This window comes from Aeromonas bestiarum (assembly GCF_028751155.1).
GTDB classification, from domain to species: domain Bacteria; phylum Pseudomonadota; class Gammaproteobacteria; order Enterobacterales; family Aeromonadaceae; genus Aeromonas; species Aeromonas bestiarum.
Genome location: NZ_CP064746.1, coordinates 1,970,204 through 1,992,883 on the forward strand (window position 1 = coordinate 1,970,204; position 22,680 = coordinate 1,992,883).

Sequence of the window (22,680 nt, forward strand, 5' to 3'; positions counted from 1 at the left end):
CATAAAAAAACCGCCCATCGCGGGCGGATTCTGACTCATCGACTCCCCGGGCGGGGCGGCGATCAGTGCAACAGGGTCAGCGGATCTGTGCAGGCCAGGCCATGGGCCTCAGCCACCTCTTTGCAGGTGACGTGACCCGCCATGATGTTGAGTCCGTGGCGCAGGTGGGCATCCTTGAGCAATGCTTCCCGATAGCCTTGCTCCGCCAGCTTGATGATGAAGGGGAGGGTGGCGTTGTTGAGGGCCACGGTTGAGGTGCGGGCTACCGCCCCCGGCATGTTGGCGACACAGTAGTGCACCACCTCGTCGACCAGGTAGGTGGGATCTTCATGGGTGGTCGGGTGGGAGGTCTCCACGCAGCCGCCCTGATCGATGGCCACATCGACGATGGCAGAACCCGGTTTCATGCGGGCAATGTGGTCACGGCTGACAAGTTTTGGCGCAGTGGCGCCGGGCACCAGCACGCCGCCGATGACCAGATCCGCCGCCAGCAGATGTCGCTCCAGGGTCTCGCGGTTGGAGTAGACCACCTTGGCGGCTCCCTGGAACTCGCTGTCGAGGCGGCGCAGGGTGTCGACATTGTTGTCGAGTATGGTCACATCGGCACGCAGGCCAATGGCCATGCGGGCTGCGTTCGAACCCACCACGCCACCCCCTATGATCACCACCTTGGCCGGCTCGACCCCGGGTACGCCGCCGAGCAGCATGCCGCTCCCGCCACGGGATTTTTCCAGCGCCTGGGCGCCCGCCTGAATAGACATGCGTCCGGCCACTTCCGACATGGGGGCCAGCAGGGGCAGGCCGCCACGGCCGTCGGTGACGGTTTCGTAGGCGATGCAGATGGCTCCGCTCTTGATCAGCTCCAGGGTCTGGGGCAGATCGGGCGCCAGATGCAGGTAAGTAAAGAGGGTCTGGCCCGGGCGCAGCATGGCGCGTTCGACGGCCTGGGGCTCCTTCACCTTGACGATCATCTCGGCTTTGGCGAAAACCTCTGCGGCGGAGGCCAAAATTTCGGCACCGGCAGCGCGATAATCTGCATCACCGAAGCCAATGCCGTTTCCGGCGCCGCTTTGGACGAAAACAGTATGGTTTCGTGCTGTTAGTTCACGTACACTGGCCGGAACCATGCCTACGCGATATTCATGGTTTTTTATTTCTTTAGGTACACCGATAATCATGCTATCCCTCGTCTATCGATTGGTGTTTTATGTTGCAGAAATGTTAAGCAACATTTGCGCCTAGTATATTCAGGTATTGACAGGATTTGTGACCATAATTATAAAATGACTGGTGATTCTTACCAAAAAATAGCCAAAGGATGGAATAAAATGATGGAAGCTAAGAGTCGGCTAAAGGATTTGGACAGGATTGACCGCAACATTCTGAATGAGCTGCAAAAGGATGGCAGGATTTCGAACGTTGAGTTGTCCAAACGAGTTGGCCTGAGTCCTACACCGTGTCTGGAACGGGTTCGTCGCCTCGAGCGACAAGGTTATATCGAGGGATATGCCGCTATTCTGAACCCTCATTATCTGGACGCGTCTCTGCTGGTGTTCGTGGAAATTACCCTCAATCGCGGTGCACCGGATGTGTTTGAACAGTTCAACAAGGCTGTTCAGGTGCTCGAAGAGATCCAGGAGTGCCATCTGGTCTCCGGCGATTTCGACTATCTGCTCAAGACCCGCGTCAGCGACATGTCGGCCTATCGTCGCCTGCTGGGGGAAACCCTGCTGCGACTGCCCGGTGTCAATGACACCCGCACCTACGTGGTGATGGAAGAGGTCAAACAGAGCAGTCGTCTGGTGATCAGCACCCGTTGAGTTGGGTTATGCTGTGGCTTGCCAGGCTTATGACAAGTCACGACAGTCAGAAACGAGCGGCCGGTCCGCTCGTTTCTTCTTATCGTTATCGCGTTAGTTGTGAATATGGCCCAGCCCATCAGGCACTGGCTGACAATCGGTGGGCTTTTCAGGGATACTAGGCCCCCTTATCCCCTGCATTACATGTTTTCAGAAAGGAGCCGGAGTTTGGCCGATAAAAAGCTGTTTACTCCTTTATCAGGTACACAACGGATCTTCGAAGCCGTCTTGATCGCCATCACCCTGATGGCTGCCTATCTCTTGCTTGCCCTGTTGTCCTATCACCCGGCCGATCCCGGTTGGTCCCAGACCTCCTGGCAAGGGGAGGTGAAGAACCTCGCCGGTAGCGCGGGGGCCTGGCTCGCCGACATCACCATGTTCACCTTTGGGGCCTTCTCCTATCTGGTTCCCCCCCTGGTCGTCCTGCTGGGCTGGAGCCTGTTCTGGCGTCCGAGCCGGCTGCTGGACGTGGACTACCTTACCCTGTCGGTACGGATAGTGGGTTTCGTGCTGACCGTGCTCGGCATGTCCGCCATCGCCAGCATGAACTTCAACGACATGCAGAATTTTTCCGCCGGCGGCCTGGTGGGGGATGTGATCTCCTCCGCCGTGGTGCCGCTGTTTGGCGGCGTCGGGGCCAACCTGATGCTGCTCTGCTTCGTGGCCACCGGCATCACACTGTTTACCGGCTGGTCCTGGCTCACCATAGTCGAGCGGATCGGTGCCACCTGCACTGGCTCGGTCAGCGCGGTTTACCACTTTCCCAGCACCCTGGGTCGCTGGTTGACCGGCGGCTGGCGCCAGCCTCGTTTTGAGGGGCCGGATCCCCTGCTGGAAGGGGGCCTGGGTGCCATCGAGCTGGAAGAAGATGAAGAGGACGATCCTCACACCAGCTGGACCCGCAATCCCAAGGGCAAGACGGGCAAGGGCCAGAAGGCCAAGTCCGATGAGTGGCTGCCCGAGCTCGATGACGACACCTTCCAGTTCGATCCGCAATTTGATGATGAAGACGACGAGCCGGCGCCCGTGGCCAAGCCCAAGCGCGCCGCTGCTGCCACTGCCCGTCGCCAGCCGGCCCTGACCACGGCCGATGACGAGGATGAAGAGTTCGATCTGCCCTGGGCCGAGGGTGACGATGACGTGGCCGCACCGGTCGCCGTTGCGCCGAGCAAACCCAAGCGTCGTCCACAGCCAGGCATGGCGCCCTTGCCGAGCCTGGAGCTGCTGGACAGGCCGCCTGCCAAGACCCAGATGATGAGCAAGGACGAGCTGGACCGCATGGGCCGTCTGGTGGAGGCAAAACTCGCCGACTACAACGTGCAGGCCAAGGTGGTCGGTGTCTATCCGGGCCCCGTCATCACCCGTTTCGAACTGGATCTGGCGCCGGGCATGAAGGCGAGCAAGATCACCAACCTGTCGCGCGATCTGGCTCGCTCTCTGTCGGCCAGCAGCGTGCGGGTGGTGGAAGTGATCCCGGGCAAGACCTTCGTCGGCATCGAGCTGCCCAACCGGGTGCGCCAGACCGTCTACCTGCGCGAGACCCTCGACTGCGAGGCCTTCCGTGACAGTCGCAACCCGCTCACCATGGGCCTGGGTCAGGACATAGCCGGCGAGCCGGTGGTGGTGAATCTGGCCAAGATGCCACACCTGCTGGTGGCCGGTACCACAGGCTCGGGCAAGTCGGTGGGGGTGAACACCATGATCATCTCCATGCTCTACAAGTCATCGCCGGACGATCTGCGTTTCATCATGATCGACCCCAAGATGCTGGAACTCTCGGTCTACGAAGGGATCCCCCATCTGCTGACCGAGGTGGTCACCGACATGAAGGACGCCGCCAATGCGCTGCGCTGGTGCGTGGGCGAGATGGAGCGTCGCTACAAGCTGATGTCGGCGGTCGGGGTGCGCAACCTCAAGGGCTACAACGACAAGGTGCTGGCCGCGGCTGCCGAGGGCGAGCCCCTGCGGGATCCGCTGTGGCGCCCGGGTGACTCCATGGATCAGATGCCGCCGGAGCTGGAGAAGCTGCCCCACATAGTGGTAGTGGTGGACGAATTCGCCGACATGATGATGATCGTCGGCAAGAAGGTGGAGGAGCTGATTGCCCGGATCGCCCAGAAGGCGCGGGCCGCCGGTATTCACCTCATTCTGGCGACCCAGCGTCCCTCGGTGGATGTGATCACCGGCCTCATCAAGGCCAACATTCCGACCCGCATCTCGTTCCAGGTGTCGAGCAAGATCGACTCGCGCACCATTCTGGATCAGGGCGGCGCCGAATCCCTGCTCGGCATGGGCGACATGCTCTATATGCCGGCCGGTACCTCCAACCCGACCCGGGTGCACGGCGCCTTCGTCGATGACCACGAGGTGCACAAGGTGGTGGCGGACTGGAAACTGCGCGGCGAGCCGAACTACATAGAGGAGATCCTCTCCGGCGAGTCGGGCGGCGAGGGTGGCAGCGGCGAATTTGGCGGGGGCGGCGATGAAGAGCTGGATCCCCTGTTCGACGAGGCGGTGGCCTTCGTGGTGGAGTCCCGCCGTGGTTCCACTTCCAGCGTGCAGCGCAAGTTCAAGATTGGTTACAACCGGGCCGCTCGTCTCATCGAGCAGATGGAAAACCAGGGCATCGTCAGTTCGCCAGGTGGCAATGGTCAGCGCGACGTGCTGGCACCGCCCCCGGTACGAGACTAAGCCTCATCCCACTATCCTGGCCATGCCCTCAGCGGCGTGGCCTTTTATCGAGATCGTCGTTATGAAAAGCATGATGAAAAAACAACTGTTGATGGGAACCGTACTGCTGGTCGCCAGCAGCCAGGTGTGGGCCGATGCGGCCAGCGACCTCAAGCAGAAGCTGGCGGGTGTCAGCCTCTTCTCCGCCAAGTTTGCCCAGACCGTCTATGACAGCAAGGGCAAGGAGCTGCAAAAGGCCGGTGGCGACCTGCTGGTGCAGCGTCCCAATCGCTTCAACTGGCACACCACCTCGCCGGACGAGAGCCTGATCGTGGCCGATGGCAAGGACGTCTGGGTCTACGATCCCTTCGTCGAGCAGGTGACCGCCCTCAAACTCAAGGATGCGGTGCTCAACACCCCCTTCATCCTGATCGCCGGCAACGACGACAAGTTCTGGAAAAACTACGACGTGACTCAGCAAGGGGACGTCTATACCGTCACCAGCCGCAACAAGGATGAGCTGATCGCCTCCTTCCGCGTCACCTTCGATCGCGACAACAACATCAGCCGCTTTGATGTGAAAGAGGCCCAGGGGCAGTGGAGCGAGTTCACCCTGAGCAGCTTCAATCGCAAGCCGGCGCTCAAGGGCAATGAGTTTGTGTTCAAGATCCCGAAGGGGGTCGAGCTGGACGACCAGCGCTGATGAGCCATCTCTCTTTGGATTTATCGTCGAACCGTCTTCCACTGGCGATCGACGTGGTACGGGACTGTCACCACAGATGAGCAACTTGTCGCTGGATTTCTCGTCGGATTTTCGCCCGCTGGCGGCCCGGATGCGGCCGCAAAACCTCGACCAGTACATAGGTCAGCAGCATATCCTGGGGCCTGACAAGCCCCTGCGCAAAGCCATACTGGCCGGCCACTGCCACTCGATGATTTTGTGGGGCCCGCCCGGTACCGGCAAGACCACGCTGGCCGAACTGATGGCGCACTACTGCCAGGCCGAGGTGGAGCGCCTCTCTGCGGTTACCTCCGGTATCAAAGAGATCCGCGCCGCCATCGACAAGGCGAAGGAGAACAGCTGGCGCGGGGTGCGCACCATCCTCTTCGTGGATGAGGTGCATCGCTTCAACAAGAGCCAGCAGGATGTGTTCCTGCCCCATATCGAAGACGGCACCATCACCTTCATCGGCGCCACCACCGAAAACCCCTCGTTCGAACTCAACAACGCGCTGCTCTCCCGGGCCCGGGTCTACCTGCTCAAACGGCTGGAAGAGGAGGACATAATCGCCATGATCGATCAGGCGATGCAAGATCCGCGCGGTCTCAATGATCCGACCCTGGCCTTCGCCCCCGGGGTGAAGGCGGCGCTGGCCAAGGCTGTGGATGGGGACGGGCGCAAATCTCTCAACTATCTGGAGCTGTTGGCCGACATGGCCGAGACCAATGGCGAAGGGAAGAGAGTGATCGACAGCGCTCTGCTCGCCGCCGTGGTGGGGGAGCACGTGGCGCGTTTTGACAAGGGGGGCGATCACTTCTACGACCTCATCTCGGCGGTGCACAAATCGATTCGCGGCTCGGCCCCCGATGCGGCCCTCTACTGGTACGCCCGCATGGTGAGCGCCGGTTGCGATCCCTTGTATATCGCCCGCCGCTTGCTGGCCATCGCCTCGGAAGACGTGGGCAATGCCGATCCGCGGGCCATGCAGGTGGCGCTGTCGGCCTGGGATTGCTTCCACCGCATCGGCCCGGCCGAAGGGGAGCGCGCCATCGCCCAGGCCATCGTCTATCTTGCCTGCGCCCCCAAGAGCAATGCGGTCTACACCGCCTGGAAGGCGGCGCTCAACGATGCCAAAAATCTGCCCGACTTCGAGGTGCCGCCGCACCTGCGCAACGCCCCCACCAAGCTGATGAGCGAGCTGGGCTATGGCGCCGAGTATCGCTATGCCCACGACGAACCGGGCGCCTATGCCGCCGGCGAGGTGTATTTGCCGCCGGAGTTGGCGGGCAAACAGTACTACCAGCCCACGGATCGCGGTCTTGAGAAGCAGATAGCCCAGAAGCTTGACTACCTCCATGAGCTGGACCGGCAGAGCCCGCAACAAAGGGGCAAGTAGCAGGCCGCCGCCTGCGCCCTCGACCAGCCCTGTCAGTAGACGTGCGGCCCCTGAGTGCACTTGTTCAAATGAGGCAGTTCAGGTACCGGTTTGCCGCTGTGGTCAGGAATGGGGAGTGAGGGAGTATCCCGAGCCTTGCCGACCGGCAGGGTCCGTGAAAACGACACAAATAGTCCCTGTTCGGGCGGGGGGGCGGTCTGATACACTGGCCCTCTGACCCCGCTTGTCTCGGCCTTGCGCCATCTTCTTGATTTCGAAGGCCTGTTTTTGAAGGCTCGATCCTGAAGACGATAGGGGTGCGCCAACCGATGTTAACTTCCGGATCTGTTCTCTCGCCCGGTCATGATGACCCAGGCCCAGATCCCATTTTAAAAAAGTAGGTAAACCATGCTGGATCCCAAATATCTGCGTAGCGAGATTGACGAAGCTGCCGCTCGTCTGGCGACACGTGGCTACGTTCTGGACGTAGCGGCTGTCAATGCTCTGGAAGAGAAACGCAAGGATCTGCAGTCCCGTACCCAGGAGCTGCAGGCCGAGCGCAACGCCCGCTCCAAGTCCATCGGTGAGGCTGCCCGTCGTGGTGAAGATGTGGCTCCGCTCAAGGCCGAGGTGACCAAGATCAACGACGAGCTTGAAACCAGCAAGGTTGAGCTCGAGGCACTGCTGCGCGATCTCAAATCCATCTCCGACGCCATCCCCAACCTGCCGAGCGAGACCACGCCGGTGGGCCGCGACGAGAACGACAACGTGGAAGTGCGTCGCTGGGGTACCCCGCGCGAGTTCGACTTCCCGGTGCGCGATCACATCGATCTGGGTGAAGCGGCCAAGGGCGTGGATTTCAAGAACGGCGTCAAGCTGTCCGGTGCCCGCTTCGTGGTGATGAAGGGCCAGATTGCCCGTCTGCACCGCGCCCTGGCGCAGTTCATGCTGGACCTGCATACCCTGCAGCACGGCTACACCGAATGCTACGTGCCTTATCTGGTGAACCCGGACAGCCTGTACGGCACAGGTCAGCTGCCGAAATTCTCCGAAGACCTGTTCAACACGGGGATCGAGGGTGAAGGGGAAGAAGAGGGCAAGCTGCGCAAGTTCTCCCTGATCCCGACCTCCGAAGTGCCGCTCACCAACATGGCCCGCGACGAGATCTTCGACGAGCAGGAGCTGCCCATCAAGATGACGGCCCACAGCCCCTGCTTCCGTTCCGAAGCTGGTTCCTATGGTCGTGACACCCGTGGTCTCATCCGCATGCACCAGTTCGACAAGGTCGAGATGGTGCAGCTGGTTCACCCGGAAAAATCCTGGGAAGCGCTGGAAGAGATGGCCGGTCACGCCGAGAAGGTGCTGCAACTGCTGGAGCTGCCGTATCGCGTGATGGCGCTGGCCACCGGTGACATGGGCTTCTGCGCCGCCAAGACCTACGATCTGGAAGTCTGGCTGCCGGCCCAGAACACCTACCGTGAGATCTCCTCCGTCTCCAACTGCACCGATTTCCAGGCGCGCCGCATGCAGGCTCGCGTGCGTATCGACGGCAAGCCCCAGCTGCTGCACACCCTGAACGGCTCCGGCCTGGCAGTGGGTCGTACCCTGGTAGCCGTGATGGAGAACTACCAGCAGGAAGATGGCCGCATCGCCATCCCGGCTGCGCTGCAATCCTACATGGGTGGCCTGACCCACATAGGTTAAGCACACTCGCATCAACACAACGCCATGGCCATGCCATGGCGTTGTGCGTTTGGGCGCCAAATCCTCGTGTTGGCGCCGAAAAAAGTGCTTCATCCGGCCCCCGGCTGAACATTTAACACATTTTTATCAAGCATTGCGCAATCGTTTTTGTTAGACTGCGCCGCAATTTCGCAGGACACTTTTTCCTATGGTCTGGATTGATTACGCCATCATCGGCATCGTCGGTTTCTCCGCCCTCATCAGCCTGGTGCGCGGCTTCGTCAAGGAAGCCATGTCGCTCGTCACCTGGTTTATCGCCTTCTTCATCGCCAGCCATTTCTATCCCGATCTCGCCATCTACTTCACCTCGTTCAGCGACCCTCTGGTACGCAACGGCCTGGCCATCGCAGCCCTGTTCGTGGCGACCCTGATCCTGGGCGGCGTGGTGAACTACGTGGTGGGTCTGCTGGTGGAAAAGACCGGCCTGTCAGGAACGGATCGGGTGCTCGGCATCTGCTTCGGCGCCATTCGCGGGGTACTGATCGTCAGTGCCCTGCTGTTTTTTATGGATACCTTCACCAGCCTCTCCCAGAGCGACTGGTGGGTGGCGTCCAAACTGGTTCCCGAGTTCAAGCCGGTGATCCAGTGGTTTTTCGGGTTCATGTTGAACTCGTCCAGTTTTCTTAAACAGGTATAGTGACTTCGAGGTAGCAAAGACATGTGTGGTATTGTCGGTATAGTTGGCACCACCCCCGTCAATCAGGCCCTCTACGACGCCTTGACGGTGTTGCAGCACAGGGGACAGGATGCCGCCGGGATCGTGACCATAGAGAGTGGAAACTTCCGGCAACGCAAGGCCAACGGCCTGGTGAAGGACGTGTTTGAAGTGCGCCACATGCAGCGTCTGCAAGGGAACATCGGCATAGGTCATGTCAGATATCCCACCGCAGGCAGCTCAAGTGCCGCTGAAGCCCAACCTTTTTACGTGAACTCCCCCTACGGCATGGTGCTGGCCCACAACGGCAACCTCACCAACGCCAAGGAGCTCAAGGAGCAGCAGTTCAAGGTGGCCCGTCGCCACATCAACACCACTTCCGATTCGGAAGTGCTGCTGAACGTGCTGGCCCACGAACTGGATCTGTGCGACAAGATGGCGCTGCGGCCGGAAGACATCTTCTCGGCGGTGCGCAAGGTGCACCAGCAGATCCGCGGCGCCTATGCCGTGGTCTCGCTGGTGATCGGTCACGGCCTCATCGGCTTTCGCGATCCCAACGGCATTCGCCCGCTGATCCTGGGTCGTCGGGCCGATGAGCAGGGCCAGGTGGAGTACATGCTCGCCTCCGAGAGCGTGGCGCTGGACGCCATCGGTTTCGAGACGGTGCGTGACGTCGCCCCCGGTGAAGCCATCTACATCACGGAGCAGGGCCAGCTCTTCTCCGAGCAGTGTGCGGAAAACCCGCAGATGAGCTCCTGCATCTTCGAATACGTCTACTTTGCCCGTCCTGACTCCTGCATCGACAAGGTTTCCGTCTACGCCGCCCGCCTCAACATGGGTCGCAAGCTGGGCCGAAAGATTGCACGGGAGTGGGAAGATCTCGACGTGGATGTGGTCATTCCCATCCCGGAGACCTCCTGTGACGTGGCGCTGGAGATAGCCCACACCCTGGACCTGCCTTATCGTCAGGGCTTCGTGAAGAACCGCTACATAGGCCGTACCTTCATCATGCCGGGTCAGACCCAGCGCAAGAAGTCGGTGCGTCGCAAGCTCAATGCCATCAGCTCCGAATTCAAGGGCAAGAAGGTGTTGCTGGTGGATGACTCCATAGTGCGCGGCACCACCTCGGAGCAGATCATCCAGATGGCTCGTGAGGCAGGGGCGGCCAAGGTCTACTTCGCCTCGGCGGCACCGGAAATTCGTTTCCCCAACGTCTACGGCATCGACATGCCCACCGCCAACGAGCTGATCGCCCACGGTCGGGAAGTGGAAGAGGTGTGCAAGCTGATCGGTGCCGATGGCCTGATTTTCCAGGATCTGGAAGATCTGGAAGAGGCGGTGCGGGAGATCAACCCCGAGCTGCGCCATTTCGAGACCTCGGTGTTCAACGGTCACTACGTCACCTCGGACGTGGATCAATCCTATCTGGATCACCTCAATGCCCTGCGCAGCGACGACAACAAGGCGGTGCGTGAGTGGCAGGAAGGCACCAGCAATCTGGAAATTTTCAACGAAGGCAGTTAAACGTTTTCGCTTGATATGAGAGATATGAGATGGGGGCCCAGGCCCCCATTGTCTTGTCTGGGCGGCGGGATAGGGCTGTTATCTGCTTTAAAAATAGTCACTTATACCGCCAAGTGTGGGCAGTTGCGGCGGGATCCGCTAGCATGGGCAGCCACGCGCCAATCGCGCCGCCGTATCAACCAGAACAGACGAGAATTCAGATGGATGACCTGCTAGCCCCCGTGCGCCAGTTTTTGCAGTGTGAGACCCCGGATGCCTGGGTGGAGATGGCGCGGGATCCCGCCTGGTTGCCGACCCTGCTCATCGATCATGCCAACTGCGAGAACAAGGCCGCCCTCACCGCCCACAGCCTGGTGCGGCGCTACTGCCTGCCCAAGGGCAAGCGCCATCTGTTGCCCAAGCTGGAATTTTATCGGGAGCTGGATGCCATCCCGGAGAAGGCGGAGATCCTGGGCAAGCGCAGCATGGGGGAGTCCGATCGCACCGTGTTTGAGGAGCTGGCCCGCAACCCGCTGCTGTTTCCCATGGTGCGGCTCATCCAGGAGGAACTGCACCACTTCGAGCAGGTACTGGAACTGATGGCCGCGCGCGGCATTCCCTATGGCCCCGTGACGGCTTCCCGCTATGCGCGCAACCTGATGCAGCATGTACGCACCCACGAGCCGGCCACCATCGTCGACAAGCTGATCATCGGTGCCTACATAGAGGCGCGCTCCTGCGAGCGCTTTGCCAGGCTGGCGCCTCATCTGGACGAGGAGCTGGGTCGCTTCTATGTCTCCCTGCTGCGCTCGGAGGCGCGCCACTACCAGGACTATCTGGCGCTGGCCGAGCAATACGCGGGGGAGGATATCAGCGAGCGGGTGGCTTATTTTGGCAAACTCGAAGCCGAGCTTATCCGCTCGCCGGATCCGCAGTTCAGGTTCCATAGCGGGCTGCCTGTCAGATCTGACAGTTGTTGACGCAAGAGGCTCTGCCTACCATGGCCATGTTCCTACTACGAGCGACGCATTCACTTTTGAGCGCAATTCCCGGCCCCTGAGCCGGGATTTTTTTACGCTTTTTCCAGCAGATGACGAAGAGGGCTGGCCGGTGCCGGGGTCGGCACCGGCCCGGGGATCAGCGGCGGTATTCGTTGTTGTAGTTCTGGATCAGACGGCGAGTCACCTCGTGCTGGGGATCGGCAAACACCTTGAGGGTCTTGCCACGTTCCACCACCCGTCCTTCGTGCATCACCAGCACCTCGTCGCTGATGTGGCTCACCACCCCCAGATCGTTGGCCACCAGCACATAGCTCAGCCCCATGGTCTCCTGCATCTCCAGCAGCAGGTTGATGATCTGGGAGCGCACCGAGATGTCCAGGGTGGAGAGTGCCTCGTCGGCTACCACTATCTTGGGGTTGAGAATGAGCGCCCGGGCCAGCGCCACCCGCTGCTGCTGGCCTGCGGAGAGCATCTGCGGATAGAAGAGGGCGTGATCCGGCAGCATGCCCACCATGCGCAGAGTCTGCACCACCTTGTCGTGACGCTCCTCGTCGCTCATCTCGGTGTTGAGCCGCAGCGGCGTCTCCAGGATCTGGCCGACCCGGATCTTGCGATTTAGTGAGGAGTTGGGGTCCTGGAAGATCATCCGCAGCAGCTTGCAGCGGGTCTGATAATCGCCGTGGATCAGGGTCTGACCCTCGATGGCGATATCGCCACCGCTCGGCTCTATCATGCCCGCCAGGATCCGCGCCAGCGTGCTCTTGCCGGAGCCGGCCTCGCCGACGATGGCCAGGGTCTGGCCGACCTCAAGGTCAAACGAGAGCGGCTTGATGGCTTCGACCGCCTGACGCCGAAACAGGCCGGTGCGGTTCTGGTAGGTCTTGCACAGGCCCCTGACCTGCAGCAGGGAGGGTTCGATCACTGTCCTGGCTCCTTGGTGGCAGAGCATGCGGCCACGGGCTGATAACGTCTTGGATTCATTTCTTCGGCTCTTCCATGTTCAGCGGGAAGTGGCAGCTGAACTGGTGACCCTTGACCTTGCTCATCAGCGGCGTCTGTACGCACTGCTTCTGGGCATAGGGGCAGCGGGGGCCGAGCCGGCAACCTATGGGCAGGTGCTGCAGCGGCGGTATCACCCCGGGCAGGGTCTCGAGCCGCGACTTGTGGCGCACCAGCTTGTCAAAATCGGGAATGGACTTGAGCAGGGCATCGGTATAGGGGTGATGGGGCGAGGTCAGGATCTGCTCCCGGGTGCCCACCTCCACCATCTGGCCGCAGTACATCACGTTGATGGTGTCGGTCAGGTTGGCGATGGCCGCTATGTCGTTGCTGATGATGAGGATGGTGGTGTTGCCCAGCTTGTTCATCTTGTCCAGCAGCCGCAGGATCTGGGAGTGGGTGGTGGACTCCATGGCGCTGGTGGGTTCATCGGCGACCAGCAGGCGCGGCTTGTTGGCAATGGCCATGGCGATCATCACCTTCTGGCACATGCCGTCCGACAGCTCGTGGGGATAGGCGCGCATCACCTTGCGGTGATCCTTGACGCCGACTCTGTGCAGCAGGGCGATGGCCTTCTTCTTGCGCCACTGGAAGCGCTGCCAGAACTGGCCCTCGAACGAATCGGTCGGGATCGCCTCTTCCAGCTGGGTACCTATCTCTTCGGAAGGGTCCAGACAGCTGATGGGGTCCTGGAAGATCATGGCGATCTCGCGACCCATGATCCGGCGTCGCTCCTTGGGGGCCATGGTCAGCAGATCCATGTCGTTGAAGCGCATCCGGTCGGCACGCACCGTCCAGTTGTCCTTCTGGATGCCGACGATCACCTTGGCCACCAGACTCTTGCCGGAGCCGGATTCACCCACCAGGCCGCGGATCTCCCCCTCGGTCAGGGTCAGGCTCACCCTGTCCACCGCCTTGACCTTGCCCTGGGGCGTGTCGATCTCGATGGTGAGGTTGCGAATATCGAGCAAGGGCATCAGTTGCGCTCCTCATGAGGGTGTGGCACGGCGTGCTGCATCGGGGATATGCCGTCCTTGATGGTATAGAGCAACAAGATCATCAATCGTTCCCCTCTTTGAGTGCTTCACGAATACCTTCACCCACCAGCGATGGGTTGACCAGCACGCCGTACAGGAATGGACAGGGGCCAAGGGTGAACATGTCAATCTTGGGCAGAGAGCGCTGCATCAATCGTTCCCCTCTTTGAGTGCTTCGCGAATGCCTTCACCCACTAGATTGGTGACCAGCACGCTGAACAGTATGGCCATGCCTGGCAGGGTCACTGTCCAGGGGGCGAGGTAGATGAGATCGCTCGAATCTGCCAGCATGGCGCCCCATTCCGGCTGGGGCGACTGGGCGCCGAGGCCGAGAAAACCCACCGCCGAGATATCGAGAATGGCGGCGGAGAGGGTGCGGGTGGTCTGGGCGACCAGGGTCTCCACTATGTTCGGCAAAATGGCCAGACGCATGATCCGCAGCGGCGGCGAGCCGTCGAGGCGGCTGGCGATGATGTACTCCTTCTGCATCTCGGTATGGACCGCGTTGTAGGTCGCCCGGATGAAGGGAGGGATCAGCGCCAGCGTGATGGCGATCAGGGTATTGAACAGGCCAGGTCCCAGGATGGCGACCATGATGATGGCCAGCAACAGGGAGGGGATGGAGAGCAGGGTATCGAGCAGGTGGTGCAGTACGCTCGATTTCAGCCCCTTGCTCATGCCGCCCAGGATGCCGATGGTGGTGCCGGCCACCATGGCGATCATCACCACCAGCAGGGCGTTGCCGAAGGTGAGCCGCGCCCCTGCCACCAGCCGGGAGAGGATGTCGCGGCCCAGATCGTCGGTGCCGAGGAAGTAGTCGATGTTGCCGCTGTTGGCCCAGGAGGGGGCCAGCAGCAGACGGCCGCTGTGCTGCTCGTCGATGCCGTAGGGCACCACCAGGGGGCCGAACAGGGTGATGAGCAGCAGGATCACGAAGCACCAGAGTCCGCCCATGGCCAGCGGATTGCGGCGATAGGAGGCCCAGGTCTGCTCCAGCGGGGAGAGGATCTTGAGCTCGGGGTAGAGGTTATTCTTGTCTTGCATAGGATTCCTGGCTCCAGGTCATGCCATGAGCACGTTCAGTCTTGTTTTGCATAGAGTTCTTTGCGCCGCGCCGGATAGATGAGGGTGGTGAGCAGCTCGGTGCTGACGCTGATGAAGATGACGAAGCCGGCGACTACCAGGGTGGCGCCCCGGATGGCGGCGTAGTCCTGCAGGGCAATGCTGTTGATGAGCCAGCGGCCGATCCCGTGCCACTCGAACACCACCTCGGTGATCATGGCTGAGGTGAGCACGCTGCCCAGCTGCAGGCCGAGCAGCGGCAGTACCGGCGGCAGGGCGTTCTTGAGACCATGGCGCCAGACGATCTGGCGGCGGGAGAGGCCACGGCTGGCCGCGGCCTTGATGTAGTTCTGCTTCATCACGTCGATCAGTGAACTGCGCACGTGGCGGATCACCTCTGTGGTGGGCACCACAGCCAGCACCAGCGAGGGCAGGATCAGGTGGCGCAGGGCATCGTGCAGCGCCGCCTGGCGCCAGGGCTCGTGGCTCATCAGCACGTCGAACACGGCTATGCCGGTGATGGAGGGCACGTCATAGAGCAGGCTGATCTGGCCAGAGGCGGGCAGCCAGCCCAGATCCAGCGAGAAGAACATCACCACCAGCAGCGCCAGCCAGAAGACGGGCACCGCATAACCGATGAGGCCGGCGGTCATGATGGAGAGATCCAGCGGCTTGCCCTGATAGAGCGCCGCCAGGGTACCGAGCGGAATGCCCACCAGCAGCGAGATGGCAAAGGCGGCCAGGCAGAGGATCAGGGTGGCCGGGAAGTAGTGGCGGATCTCCTCCAGCACCGGCAGGCCCGAGACGCTGGAGAGCCCCAGATCCCCATCCAGAATGCGGCGCAGGAAATCGGGATAACCACTCCAGAAGCTGGCCTGCTGACCGATGAGACGAAAGTCCAGCAGGTAGGCGACGAAGGTCAGCGCCAGCAGGGTAATGAGCAGCAGGTTGATGCGACGCAATATATAGAGAAACATGCTTACTCCCTGTGGGCTTGGTTGAAGACGGTGCCGCCAAAGGGCATCAGGGAGAGCCCCTGAATGTCGCTGCGACTGACCTGGGTGCGCAGGGCATGGGCCAGCGGGATGAGCGGCACCTGCTCGTTGAGCAGGCTCTGGGCGTAATAGTAGTTGCGCAGCCGGAACGCCAGCTGGGGCGTGGTGACCGCATCGTCCAGCAGTTGATCGAAGGCCGGGCTGCACCAGCGGCTGTAGTTGTTGCCGCGTTCGACGGCGGCGCAGCTCAGCAGCTGGCGAAAGAAGTTGTCCGGATCGGCGTTGTCGGCAATCCAGCCAGAGAGCAGGCTGTCATATTGGCCCTGAGCGAGGCGGGCCTCGATGACGGGCCACTCCTGCTGCACGATTTTCAGCTTGATGCCTATCCTGGCCAGATCGTTTCGCATCAGCTGGGCTGTCTTGAGGGCATCCGGGTTGTAGGGGCGTGAGCCTGGCTGCACCAGCACCTGCATCTCGAACCCCTGCTCGAACCCCGCCTCCTTGAGCAGCTGGCGCGCCCGCTTCAGATCAGGCTGGCGCATCGGCAGGGAGGGATTGTAGCCCCAGGAGAGGGGCGGCAGCAGGCTGTTGGCGGCCTGGCCCGTCTCGAAATAGACCGCCTGCAGCAGGTTGTCTATGTTGATGGCGCTGGCGATGGCCTGACGCACCTGTACCTTGTTGAACGGCGGCTTGCGGGTGTTGAGGGCCAGGAAAGCAACGTTCATGCCGGATTGCACCGACAGGCTGAGATCCGGGTCCGTGTCGATCACCGACAGCTGGCTGGCGGACGGGGTGCTCATCACGTCGCACTCGCCGGTCAGCAGCTTGGCGAGCCGCTTGGAGGACTTGGGGGTGATGTCGTAGATGAGCTGCTCTATCTTGGCCTCGCCGCCCCAGTAACCGGGATGGCGCAAGTAGCGCACGTACTCGTTGTGGCGATACTCCTTGAAGCTGAACGGGCCCGTGCCGATGGGGCGGCTGTCGAGCAGGGCCGGGGTGCCGGCTTTTTGCAGCTGACCGGCGTATTCGGCGGAGAGCACTATGGCGTAGTCGCTGGCCAGGGTGGCGAGGAAGGAGGCATCCGGCCGATTCAGCTCGAACACCACCTGCTCTGGCCCCTTCTTGTAGACCCGCTTGATCAGCTGATCCAGCCCCAGGCTGTAGAAATAGGGATACTCGCCGCCGGAGACGTCGTGATAGGGGTGCTGCTTGTCCAGCAGGCGCTGCCAGGTGAACAGCACGTCATCGGCGTTGAAGGTGCGCGAGGGGTTGAACCAGGAGGTGTGATGAAAGGTCACTCCCTTGCGCAGGGTCAGGGTGTAGAAGAGGCCATCCTCGCTCAGGGTCCAGCGGGTGGCGAGTCCCCCCTCCAGCGCCAGGGTGTTGGGGTTCACCTCCAGCAGGCGATCGTAGAGCGGGCGCGAGCTGGCATCCAGGGTCACTCCTGAGTTGGACACCTGGGGATTGAAGGTCTGGGGCGAGCCTTCCGCACAATAGATGAGACCCGTCCTGGAGGCGTCGTCCTGTTTCTGACAACCGGTAACCAGCACCAGCAATCCAAGCAGCAAGGGTTTGAACATTCTCATTGTAGAACCATGTTTTTATACGAATGTGCCAGCGCCAAGGCTGGCGAGTTGCGGGAGTCGGTCTGAACCTGGCTGCCCCGGGTATTAATCTGCATCGTTGTCACTGTCCAGCAACCGGTATTGGCGCAGCCTGCCACGAAACGGGCGATAGCGCAGGGCCGGCACCTGTGCCGGCATCGGTCTGAACCTGGCTGCTCCGGGCATTAATCTGCATCGTTGTCACTGTCCAGCAACTGGTATTTGCGCAGCATGCCGCGAAACTGGTGATAGCTCAGGGCCAGCAATTGAGCGGCTTTGCGCTGATTATACTGGGATTGCTGCATGGCTTGCTTGAGTAAATTTATCTCGTACTCCGCCACCGCGTGTTTGAGATCCAGCGGCAGGGCGGGAGGGGCCTGGGTGGTCAGCTGGGTGGGCTCATCGAGGGTCGCGGCCAGACTTGCCCGGGGACGGGGGCGCCAGGGGGAGTCGAACGGATTGAGCACCAGCTCGGACAGCGGCAACTGGGGGTTGCCCTGGCGATAGATGCTGCGCTCCACCACGTTTTTCAGCTCCCGCACGTTGCCGGGCCAGGGGTAATCTTGCAGCAACTGGGTCGCCTTGCGGGAGAAACCGGCAAACAGCGGATAACCCAGCTCCCGGGTCATGCTGTGGGCAAAATGCTCCGCCAGCATCAATATATCCTCCCGCCGCTCCCGCAAGGGGGGCAGGGTAATGACATCGAAGGCCAGCCTGTCCAGCAGGTCGTGGCGAAAGTCCCCTCTGTCGGCCAGTGCCGGCAAATCCTCGTTGGTGGCGCACACCAGCCGCACATCCACCTTGAGGGCCTTGGCCCCGCCCACCCGTTCAAACTCGCCGTATTCGATGACCCGCAGCAGCTTCTCCTGCACCCGGGCGCTGGTGGTGGCCAGCTCGTCGAGGAAGAGGGTGCCGCCATCGGCGCGCTCGAAGCGGCCCTGATGGCGCTTGGCGGCGCCGGTGAAGGATCCCGCCTCGTGACCAAACAGCTCTGTCTCCAGCAGGCTCTCGCTCAGGGTGGCGCAGTTGATGGTGACAAAGCTTTGATCCCAGCGCGCCGAGAGATAATGTAGGCGATGGGCGATCAGCTCCTTGCCGGTCCCGCGCTCGCCGATGATCAGCACGGGTTTGCGCAGCGGGGCGAGCCGTGAGGCCTGCTCAATGATCTCGAGAAATGCGTTGGATTCCCCCAACAGGCTTTCCGTGGCCGTGGTCATAGTGATCCCTGTCCGTTGTAAAAGCTGGTCAATCTTACCAAAAGTTGGTGATTCTTATCATCATTTGTGCGGGGCGTCTTGAAACTCGACGCATGAGCCCCATATAAATCAACAAGTTAAATTCTGTTCCAGATTGGCACACAAGTTGCCATTGTCAATGGAGAAACAACGCATGCCAACCACAGGAGTTCTATCATGAGTATTTTTTCCCGTCTGGCCGACATCATCAATTCCAACCTGACGGCCCTGCTCGACAAGGCAGAAGATCCCCAGAAGATGGTGCGCCTGATCATCCAGGAGATGGAAGACGAACTGGTGAAGGAGCGCTCCAATCTGGCCCGCTTCCTCGCCAGCCAGAAAGAGATTGGCCGTCAGGTCAACCGCCATCAGGAGCGGGTTGACGAGTGGCAGGGCAAGGCCGAACTGGCGCTGGCCAAGGGCCGTGAAGATCTGGCCCGCGCGGCGCTTATCGAGAAGAAGAAGCAGACCGAGCTGGCCGAGACGCTCTATCGCGAGCAGCAGGCGGTGGACAGCGGCATCGACAAGCTGGGTGACGAAATACGTCAGCTGGAAGCCAAGCTGGAAGATGCCCGTAGCCGTCAAAAGGCGATGGCCATTCGCACTGAAGCGGCCAGCAGCCGCCTCAACGTGCAGAGTCAGGTTGCTCGCGGCGACAGTCAGGCGGTGGTCAGCAAGTTCGAGCGCATGGAGCGTCGCATCGACGAGATGGAGGCCCGCGCCGATCTGGGGCAGTCCGACAAGGCACTGGCCCAGCAGTTTGCCGAGCTGGAAGTCGACGATCAGATAAGCAAAGAGCTCGAGGCCATGCGCCAGAAGCTGGGCCAGGGCGAAGGCAAACAGGGAGAGTAATAGATGGAAGATCTGCTGGGCGTATTGATGGTCCCCATGGTGGTTTTCATGGTGGTGGTGGCCCCCATCTGGCTGGTGCTGCACTACAGAGCCAAGGGGCGGATAGGCGTCGGCCTGGCCGATAGCGAGCGGGAACAGTTGCAAGGGCTGCTGGTGCGGGCCGAGAAGATGCAGGAGCGGGTTGGGGCGCTGGAGTCCATTCTGGACGCGGAAGTGCCGGGCTGGAGGAACAAGGTATGAGTCCATCGAATCGGGAGGGGCGCAATCTCTATCGCGACCCTCAGCGTGGCAAGATAGCGGGCGTCTGCGCCGGCCTTGCCGACTACTTCGGGGTGGAGACCTGGATAGTGCGGTTGCTGGCCATCAGCGGCCTCATCTTCGCCGGCTTCATTACCTTCACCGCTTATATTGCCGCCTGGTTTCTGCTCGACAAGCGGCCGGTCACTCTCTATGAAAACGAAGAGGGAGAGTTTGCCGATGTGCGGATGAAGGCGCGCAGCTGGCAGGCCGGCGTCACCCCCCACCAGGCGCTGGGCCGCATCGCACAGGAGCTAGATACCCTGGAGCCGAGATTGCAGCGCATCGAGAAGCTGGTGACCTCCAAGGAGTTCACCCTGCAGCGGGAGTTCAGCAAGCTGTGACCTCTGGCCGGGCCTCGCCGATTGAGCGAGGCCCCTCTCTTGAGCGGGATCCCAAGACCCGACATGGCGGGCACACCTGAAACCGACGATCGAATTGAGGGATTGAACAAGCCTTGATACGCAACACACTGGAACAAAAGTGGTCGCTCTTGCAGCACAGGGCCACAGACGTGGTGAACCGGGTACGGGATCGCCATCTGCGGCTGGCGGTGACCGGCCTCTCCCGCAGTGGCAAGACCGCCTTTATCACGGCGCTGGTCAACCAGCTGGAACACGCGGCCATCGATGGCCGTTTGCCCTTGTGGGATGCCCTGCGTCAGGGGCGCATTCTCGGCGCCCGTCGGGTGCCCCAGCAAAACGCCCATATTCCCACCTTTGCCTACGAGCGCGGCCTCGACGCCCTGTTCGGCGAGCCGCCCGCCTGGCCCGAGCCGACCCGCGGGGTGGCCGAGGTGCGCCTCGAAATTCGCTATCGCACCCGCCATCCCCTGCGCAAACACCTGGGGGAGATCTCCACCCTCTATGTGGATCTGGTGGATTACCCGGGGGAGTGGCTGCTGGACTTGCCGCTCTTGGAACTCAGTTACGAGCAGTGGAGCGAGCAGGTGCGCGACCAGTTGCGCCGCCCCGAGCTGCAGGCGCTTGCCGCTGGCTGGCTGGCGCCGGAGTGGCAGGCTATGCAGCCTTTTGAAGAGCGACCGGTCGCACAGCTTGCCGAGCGCTACACCGACTACCTGCACGCCTGCAAGCGGGAGCTGGGGCTGCACCTCATCCAGCCTGGTCGCTTCGTGCTGCCGGGGGAGTATGCCGGCGCCCCTCTGCTGCAGTTCGTGCCCTGGGTGTGGGATATGCCTGCCGGCGAGCCCGCCGATGGCACCCTCTACGCCACCCTCAAGCAGCGCTTCGAGCAGTACAAGCAACACCTGGTACAGGGCTTTTATGAGCAGCATTTTGCGGGGTTCGATCGCCAGATCGTGCTGGTGGACTGCCTGCAGCCCCTCAACGCCGGCGCGGCCAGTTTTGGTGACATGCAGCAGGCCATCGCCCGCATCATGGAGAGCTTCGCCTATGGCAAGAGCAACTGGTGGCGCAGGCTCTTCTCGCCGCGCATCGACAAGCTGCTGTTTGTGGCGAGCAAGGCCGATCACGTCACCCCGGAGCAGCACGGCCCCCTGGTCTCTTTGCTCCAGCATCTGGTGCGCAGCGGTCGGGGTCAGGCGCGCTTTGAGGGGATCACCACTGAGTGTCTGGCGCTCGCCGCCATCAAGGCGACCGAGGTGGGCAAGGGGGTGGCCAATGGCCGTGAGTTTCCCGCCATCCGTGGCACCAGCCTCGCCGGCGAGCCGTTGCTGCTGTTTCCGGGAGAGGTGCCGCCCCATATTCCGCCTGCGCAATGGTGGAACAATCAGGGCTTCGATTTTCAGGCGTTTCGCCCCATGCCCATGAGCGCCCATCAGGCGCTGCCCCATATCCGGCTCGACGCTGCGCTGGAGTTTCTGCTCGGGGATCACCTCGAATAACCCAGGCTGTGCGGCAATGCAGGCAAGGCATGGCTGCACGGCCGCGTGGAGGAGCAAGCAAAAAGATGAACGATCAGACAAAACCGACGGTGGCCGAACCGGCACAGCTGCAGGGCAAGGTGATCCTGGAGCCCGCCTTGACTGTGGCCAGCGACGAGCGACCGCCTGCACCTGCCCAGCGGCTGGAAGAGGCGAGTTTCGAGCGCCTCGACGAGCTGGAGGCATTCACCGAGGTGGAGCCCGCACTCACCATCAAGCCGCGCCGGCGGCACCGGCTGCTTGGCTGGGGACTGGGGGCGGTTGGCCTGTTGTCGCTGGGCCAGTATGGCGCCTTTCTCTACGACCAGTTGCTCACCACCCCGCTCTGGGGCAGCGCCTGGTTGCTGGCCTCCGGTCTGGTGGCCGTGGGCACGGCAGGTGTGGTGGGGCGCGAGTGGCTGCGGCTGCGCACCCTCAAGCGGCGCCAGGATGTGCGCTCCCGGGCCGACGATCTGCTGGCCCGTCAGGGCGTCGGGCAGGGACAGGCTTTTTGCGAGGCGCTCGCCGAGAAGAGTGGGGACAAGGGGCGGGAGGGGTACAACAACTGGCTGTCCCAGCTCGACGAGAGCCACAGCGATCGGGAAGTGCTGACCCTCTACAGTCAGCTGGTGCTGACCGAGCGGGACAAGCTGGCCCAGGCGCGGGTGGCCAAATGGTCGGGGGAGGCCGCCGTGCTGGTGGCCCTGAGCCCGCTCGCCACCGTCGACATGATGCTGATGCTGTGGCGCAACCTGCGGATGATCGAGGACATTGCCGATGTCTACGCCATCGAGCTCGGCTACTGGAGCCGCATCCGCCTCATTCGGCAGGTGTTTCGCAACATGCTCTATGCCGGGGCCACCGAGCTGGTGACCGAGGTGGGGATGGATCTGCTGGGGGCAGAGTTCGCCGCCAAGCTCTCCGCCCGCGCCGCGCAAGGGGTGGGGGCTGGGCTGCTCACTGCGCGTCTTGGCCTGCGCACCATGGAGGCGTGCCGCCCGCTGCCCTGGTGCGCTGACGAGAAGCCCAGGCTCGGCGAGCTGCGCAAGCGGCTCATCGGCCAGCTGGCTGGCTATCTCAACAAGGGGTGACGGGCCTCGATTGTGGTTGTCACAAATTATTTACAATTGTCAACGGCAGCCGACCCCGGGGTCGGCTGCTTTTTTAGGGGACAAACCGTTACAGTGATC

At 61.7% G+C, this 22,680-nt stretch carries 21 protein-coding genes; 13 read left to right on the plus strand and 8 right to left on the minus strand.

Features of this window, described 5'->3' with window-relative positions; genetic code table 11:
* Positions 1 to 62: 62 nt before the first annotated feature.
* On the minus strand, positions 63 to 1,178 hold the full coding sequence (gene ald / locus IU367_RS09210; protein ID WP_274454109.1) for an alanine dehydrogenase: 1,116 nt from the start codon (positions 1,176 to 1,178) through the stop codon (positions 63 to 65).
* A gap of 150 nt (positions 1,179 to 1,328) precedes the next feature.
* Here ald and lrp point away from each other — a divergent pair, with 150 nt between their 5' ends.
* The 8 genes from lrp (at position 1,329) to miaE (ending at position 11,506) form a co-directional block, all read left to right on the plus strand.
* A complete protein-coding gene (gene lrp, locus IU367_RS09215) occupies positions 1,329 to 1,820 on the plus strand; it encodes a leucine-responsive transcriptional regulator Lrp (RefSeq protein ID WP_005300047.1) in 492 nt (163 codons plus the stop codon).
* A 207-nt stretch (positions 1,821 to 2,027) separates the two neighbouring features.
* The gene (locus IU367_RS09220) at positions 2,028 to 4,550 is read left to right on the plus strand and encodes a DNA translocase FtsK (RefSeq protein ID WP_274454110.1); all 2,523 of its coding nucleotides are present in this window, start codon (positions 2,028 to 2,030) and stop codon (positions 4,548 to 4,550) included.
* A 73-nt stretch (positions 4,551 to 4,623) separates the two neighbouring features.
* On the plus strand, positions 4,624 to 5,232 hold the full coding sequence (gene lolA / locus IU367_RS09225; protein WP_241279057.1) for an outer membrane lipoprotein periplasmic chaperone LolA: 609 nt from the start codon (positions 4,624 to 4,626) through the stop codon (positions 5,230 to 5,232).
* 76 nt (positions 5,233 to 5,308) lie between these two features.
* Positions 5,309 to 6,646, plus strand: a complete 1,338-nt coding sequence (locus tag IU367_RS09230; RefSeq protein ID WP_274454111.1) for a replication-associated recombination protein A — start codon at positions 5,309 to 5,311, stop codon at positions 6,644 to 6,646.
* Positions 6,647 to 7,033: 387 nt separating this feature from the next.
* Entirely contained in the window at positions 7,034 to 8,329 is a 1,296-nt protein-coding gene (gene serS, locus IU367_RS09235) for a serine--tRNA ligase (RefSeq protein WP_098983866.1), read from the plus strand.
* A 187-nt stretch (positions 8,330 to 8,516) separates the two neighbouring features.
* Positions 8,517 to 9,005 (plus strand): CvpA family protein, encoded by a 489-nt coding sequence (locus IU367_RS09240; protein ID WP_042869859.1) that lies wholly within the window; start codon positions 8,517 to 8,519, stop codon positions 9,003 to 9,005.
* 21 nt (positions 9,006 to 9,026) lie between these two features.
* Positions 9,027 to 10,547, plus strand: coding sequence for an amidophosphoribosyltransferase (gene purF / locus IU367_RS09245; RefSeq protein WP_042869861.1), 1,521 nt, complete (start codon positions 9,027 to 9,029; stop codon positions 10,545 to 10,547).
* A gap of 200 nt (positions 10,548 to 10,747) precedes the next feature.
* On the plus strand, positions 10,748 to 11,506 hold the full coding sequence (gene miaE, locus IU367_RS09250) for a tRNA isopentenyl-2-thiomethyl-A-37 hydroxylase MiaE (protein ID WP_274454112.1): 759 nt from the start codon (positions 10,748 to 10,750) through the stop codon (positions 11,504 to 11,506).
* A gap of 157 nt (positions 11,507 to 11,663) precedes the next feature.
* Here miaE and IU367_RS09255 read toward each other — a convergent pair whose 3' ends face one another.
* From IU367_RS09255 to pspF, 7 genes are all read right to left on the minus strand, one after another.
* Complete coding sequence (locus IU367_RS09255) at positions 11,664 to 12,449, minus strand: peptide ABC transporter ATP-binding protein (protein ID WP_043556852.1); 786 nt, start codon at positions 12,447 to 12,449, stop codon at positions 11,664 to 11,666.
* Between the two features lie 55 nt (positions 12,450 to 12,504).
* Positions 12,505 to 13,503 (minus strand): peptide ABC transporter ATP-binding protein, encoded by a 999-nt coding sequence (locus IU367_RS09260; RefSeq protein ID WP_043136052.1) that lies wholly within the window; start codon positions 13,501 to 13,503, stop codon positions 12,505 to 12,507.
* Between the two features lie 82 nt (positions 13,504 to 13,585).
* Positions 13,586 to 13,714, minus strand: coding sequence for a hypothetical protein (locus IU367_RS09265; protein WP_274454113.1), 129 nt, complete (start codon positions 13,712 to 13,714; stop codon positions 13,586 to 13,588).
* Positions 13,714 to 14,607 carry an ABC transporter permease subunit gene (locus IU367_RS09270; RefSeq protein WP_274454114.1) on the minus strand — a complete coding sequence of 298 codons (894 nt, stop codon included), beginning with the start codon at positions 14,605 to 14,607 and terminating at the stop codon, positions 13,714 to 13,716. The genes IU367_RS09265 and IU367_RS09270 overlap by 1 nt, the downstream gene beginning before the upstream one ends.
* 35 nt (positions 14,608 to 14,642) lie before the next feature.
* Positions 14,643 to 15,602, minus strand: coding sequence for an ABC transporter permease (locus IU367_RS09275; protein WP_043136056.1), 960 nt, complete (start codon positions 15,600 to 15,602; stop codon positions 14,643 to 14,645).
* Positions 15,603 to 15,604: 2 nt separating this feature from the next.
* Positions 15,605 to 17,200: an ABC transporter substrate-binding protein SapA gene (gene sapA / locus IU367_RS09280; RefSeq protein ID WP_274454364.1), complete on the minus strand. Its 1,596-nt coding sequence runs from the start codon at positions 17,198 to 17,200 to the stop codon at positions 15,605 to 15,607.
* A gap of 209 nt (positions 17,201 to 17,409) precedes the next feature.
* On the minus strand, positions 17,410 to 18,441 hold the full coding sequence (gene pspF / locus IU367_RS09285; RefSeq protein WP_098983868.1) for a phage shock protein operon transcriptional activator: 1,032 nt from the start codon (positions 18,439 to 18,441) through the stop codon (positions 17,410 to 17,412).
* A gap of 195 nt (positions 18,442 to 18,636) precedes the next feature.
* Between pspF and pspA the strand changes: the two genes are divergently transcribed.
* The 5 genes from pspA to IU367_RS09310 all read left to right on the plus strand — a co-directional run bounded on the left by pspA (position 18,637) and on the right by IU367_RS09310 (position 22,581).
* Positions 18,637 to 19,311: a phage shock protein PspA gene (gene pspA / locus IU367_RS09290; protein WP_042872202.1), complete on the plus strand. Its 675-nt coding sequence runs from the start codon at positions 18,637 to 18,639 to the stop codon at positions 19,309 to 19,311.
* Between the two features lie 3 nt (positions 19,312 to 19,314).
* Positions 19,315 to 19,551, plus strand: a complete 237-nt coding sequence (gene pspB / locus IU367_RS09295; protein WP_042872204.1) for an envelope stress response membrane protein PspB — start codon at positions 19,315 to 19,317, stop codon at positions 19,549 to 19,551.
* A complete protein-coding gene (gene pspC, locus IU367_RS09300; RefSeq protein WP_241325815.1) occupies positions 19,548 to 19,952 on the plus strand; it encodes an envelope stress response membrane protein PspC in 405 nt (134 codons plus the stop codon). The genes pspB and pspC overlap by 4 nt, the downstream gene beginning before the upstream one ends.
* A gap of 113 nt (positions 19,953 to 20,065) precedes the next feature.
* On the plus strand, positions 20,066 to 21,472 hold the full coding sequence (locus IU367_RS09305; RefSeq protein WP_274454115.1) for a YcjX family GTP-binding protein: 1,407 nt from the start codon (positions 20,066 to 20,068) through the stop codon (positions 21,470 to 21,472).
* A 65-nt stretch (positions 21,473 to 21,537) separates the two neighbouring features.
* Positions 21,538 to 22,581: a YcjF family protein gene (locus IU367_RS09310; RefSeq protein WP_274454116.1), complete on the plus strand. Its 1,044-nt coding sequence runs from the start codon at positions 21,538 to 21,540 to the stop codon at positions 22,579 to 22,581.
* The last annotated feature ends 99 nt before the right edge of the window (positions 22,582 to 22,680 follow it).

Coding starts and splice junctions, on each gene's coding strand:
- ald (WP_274454109.1), bottom strand. CDS start 1,178: ATGATTATCGGTGTACCTAAAGAAATAAAAAACCATGAATATCGCGTA.
- sapA (WP_274454364.1), bottom strand. CDS start 17,200: ATGTTCAAACCCTTGCTGCTTGGATTGCTGGTGCTGGTTACCGGTTGT.
- pspA (WP_042872202.1), top strand. CDS start 18,637: ATGAGTATTTTTTCCCGTCTGGCCGACATCATCAATTCCAACCTGACG.
- IU367_RS09270 (WP_274454114.1), bottom strand. CDS start 14,607: ATGCAAGACAAGAATAACCTCTACCCCGAGCTCAAGATCCTCTCCCCG.
- IU367_RS09310 (WP_274454116.1), top strand. CDS start 21,538: ATGAACGATCAGACAAAACCGACGGTGGCCGAACCGGCACAGCTGCAG.
- pspB (WP_042872204.1), top strand. CDS start 19,315: ATGGAAGATCTGCTGGGCGTATTGATGGTCCCCATGGTGGTTTTCATG.
- IU367_RS09260 (WP_043136052.1), bottom strand. CDS start 13,503: ATGCCCTTGCTCGATATTCGCAACCTCACCATCGAGATCGACACGCCC.
- purF (WP_042869861.1), top strand. CDS start 9,027: ATGTGTGGTATTGTCGGTATAGTTGGCACCACCCCCGTCAATCAGGCC.
- IU367_RS09230 (WP_274454111.1), top strand. CDS start 5,309: ATGAGCAACTTGTCGCTGGATTTCTCGTCGGATTTTCGCCCGCTGGCG.
- miaE (WP_274454112.1), top strand. CDS start 10,748: ATGGATGACCTGCTAGCCCCCGTGCGCCAGTTTTTGCAGTGTGAGACC.
- IU367_RS09275 (WP_043136056.1), bottom strand. CDS start 15,602: ATGTTTCTCTATATATTGCGTCGCATCAACCTGCTGCTCATTACCCTG.
- IU367_RS09265 (WP_274454113.1), bottom strand. CDS start 13,714: ATGCAGCGCTCTCTGCCCAAGATTGACATGTTCACCCTTGGCCCCTGT.
- IU367_RS09240 (WP_042869859.1), top strand. CDS start 8,517: ATGGTCTGGATTGATTACGCCATCATCGGCATCGTCGGTTTCTCCGCC.
- serS (WP_098983866.1), top strand. CDS start 7,034: ATGCTGGATCCCAAATATCTGCGTAGCGAGATTGACGAAGCTGCCGCT.
- lrp (WP_005300047.1), top strand. CDS start 1,329: ATGATGGAAGCTAAGAGTCGGCTAAAGGATTTGGACAGGATTGACCGC.
- pspC (WP_241325815.1), top strand. CDS start 19,548: ATGAGTCCATCGAATCGGGAGGGGCGCAATCTCTATCGCGACCCTCAG.
- pspF (WP_098983868.1), bottom strand. CDS start 18,441: ATGACCACGGCCACGGAAAGCCTGTTGGGGGAATCCAACGCATTTCTC.
- lolA (WP_241279057.1), top strand. CDS start 4,624: ATGAAAAAACAACTGTTGATGGGAACCGTACTGCTGGTCGCCAGCAGC.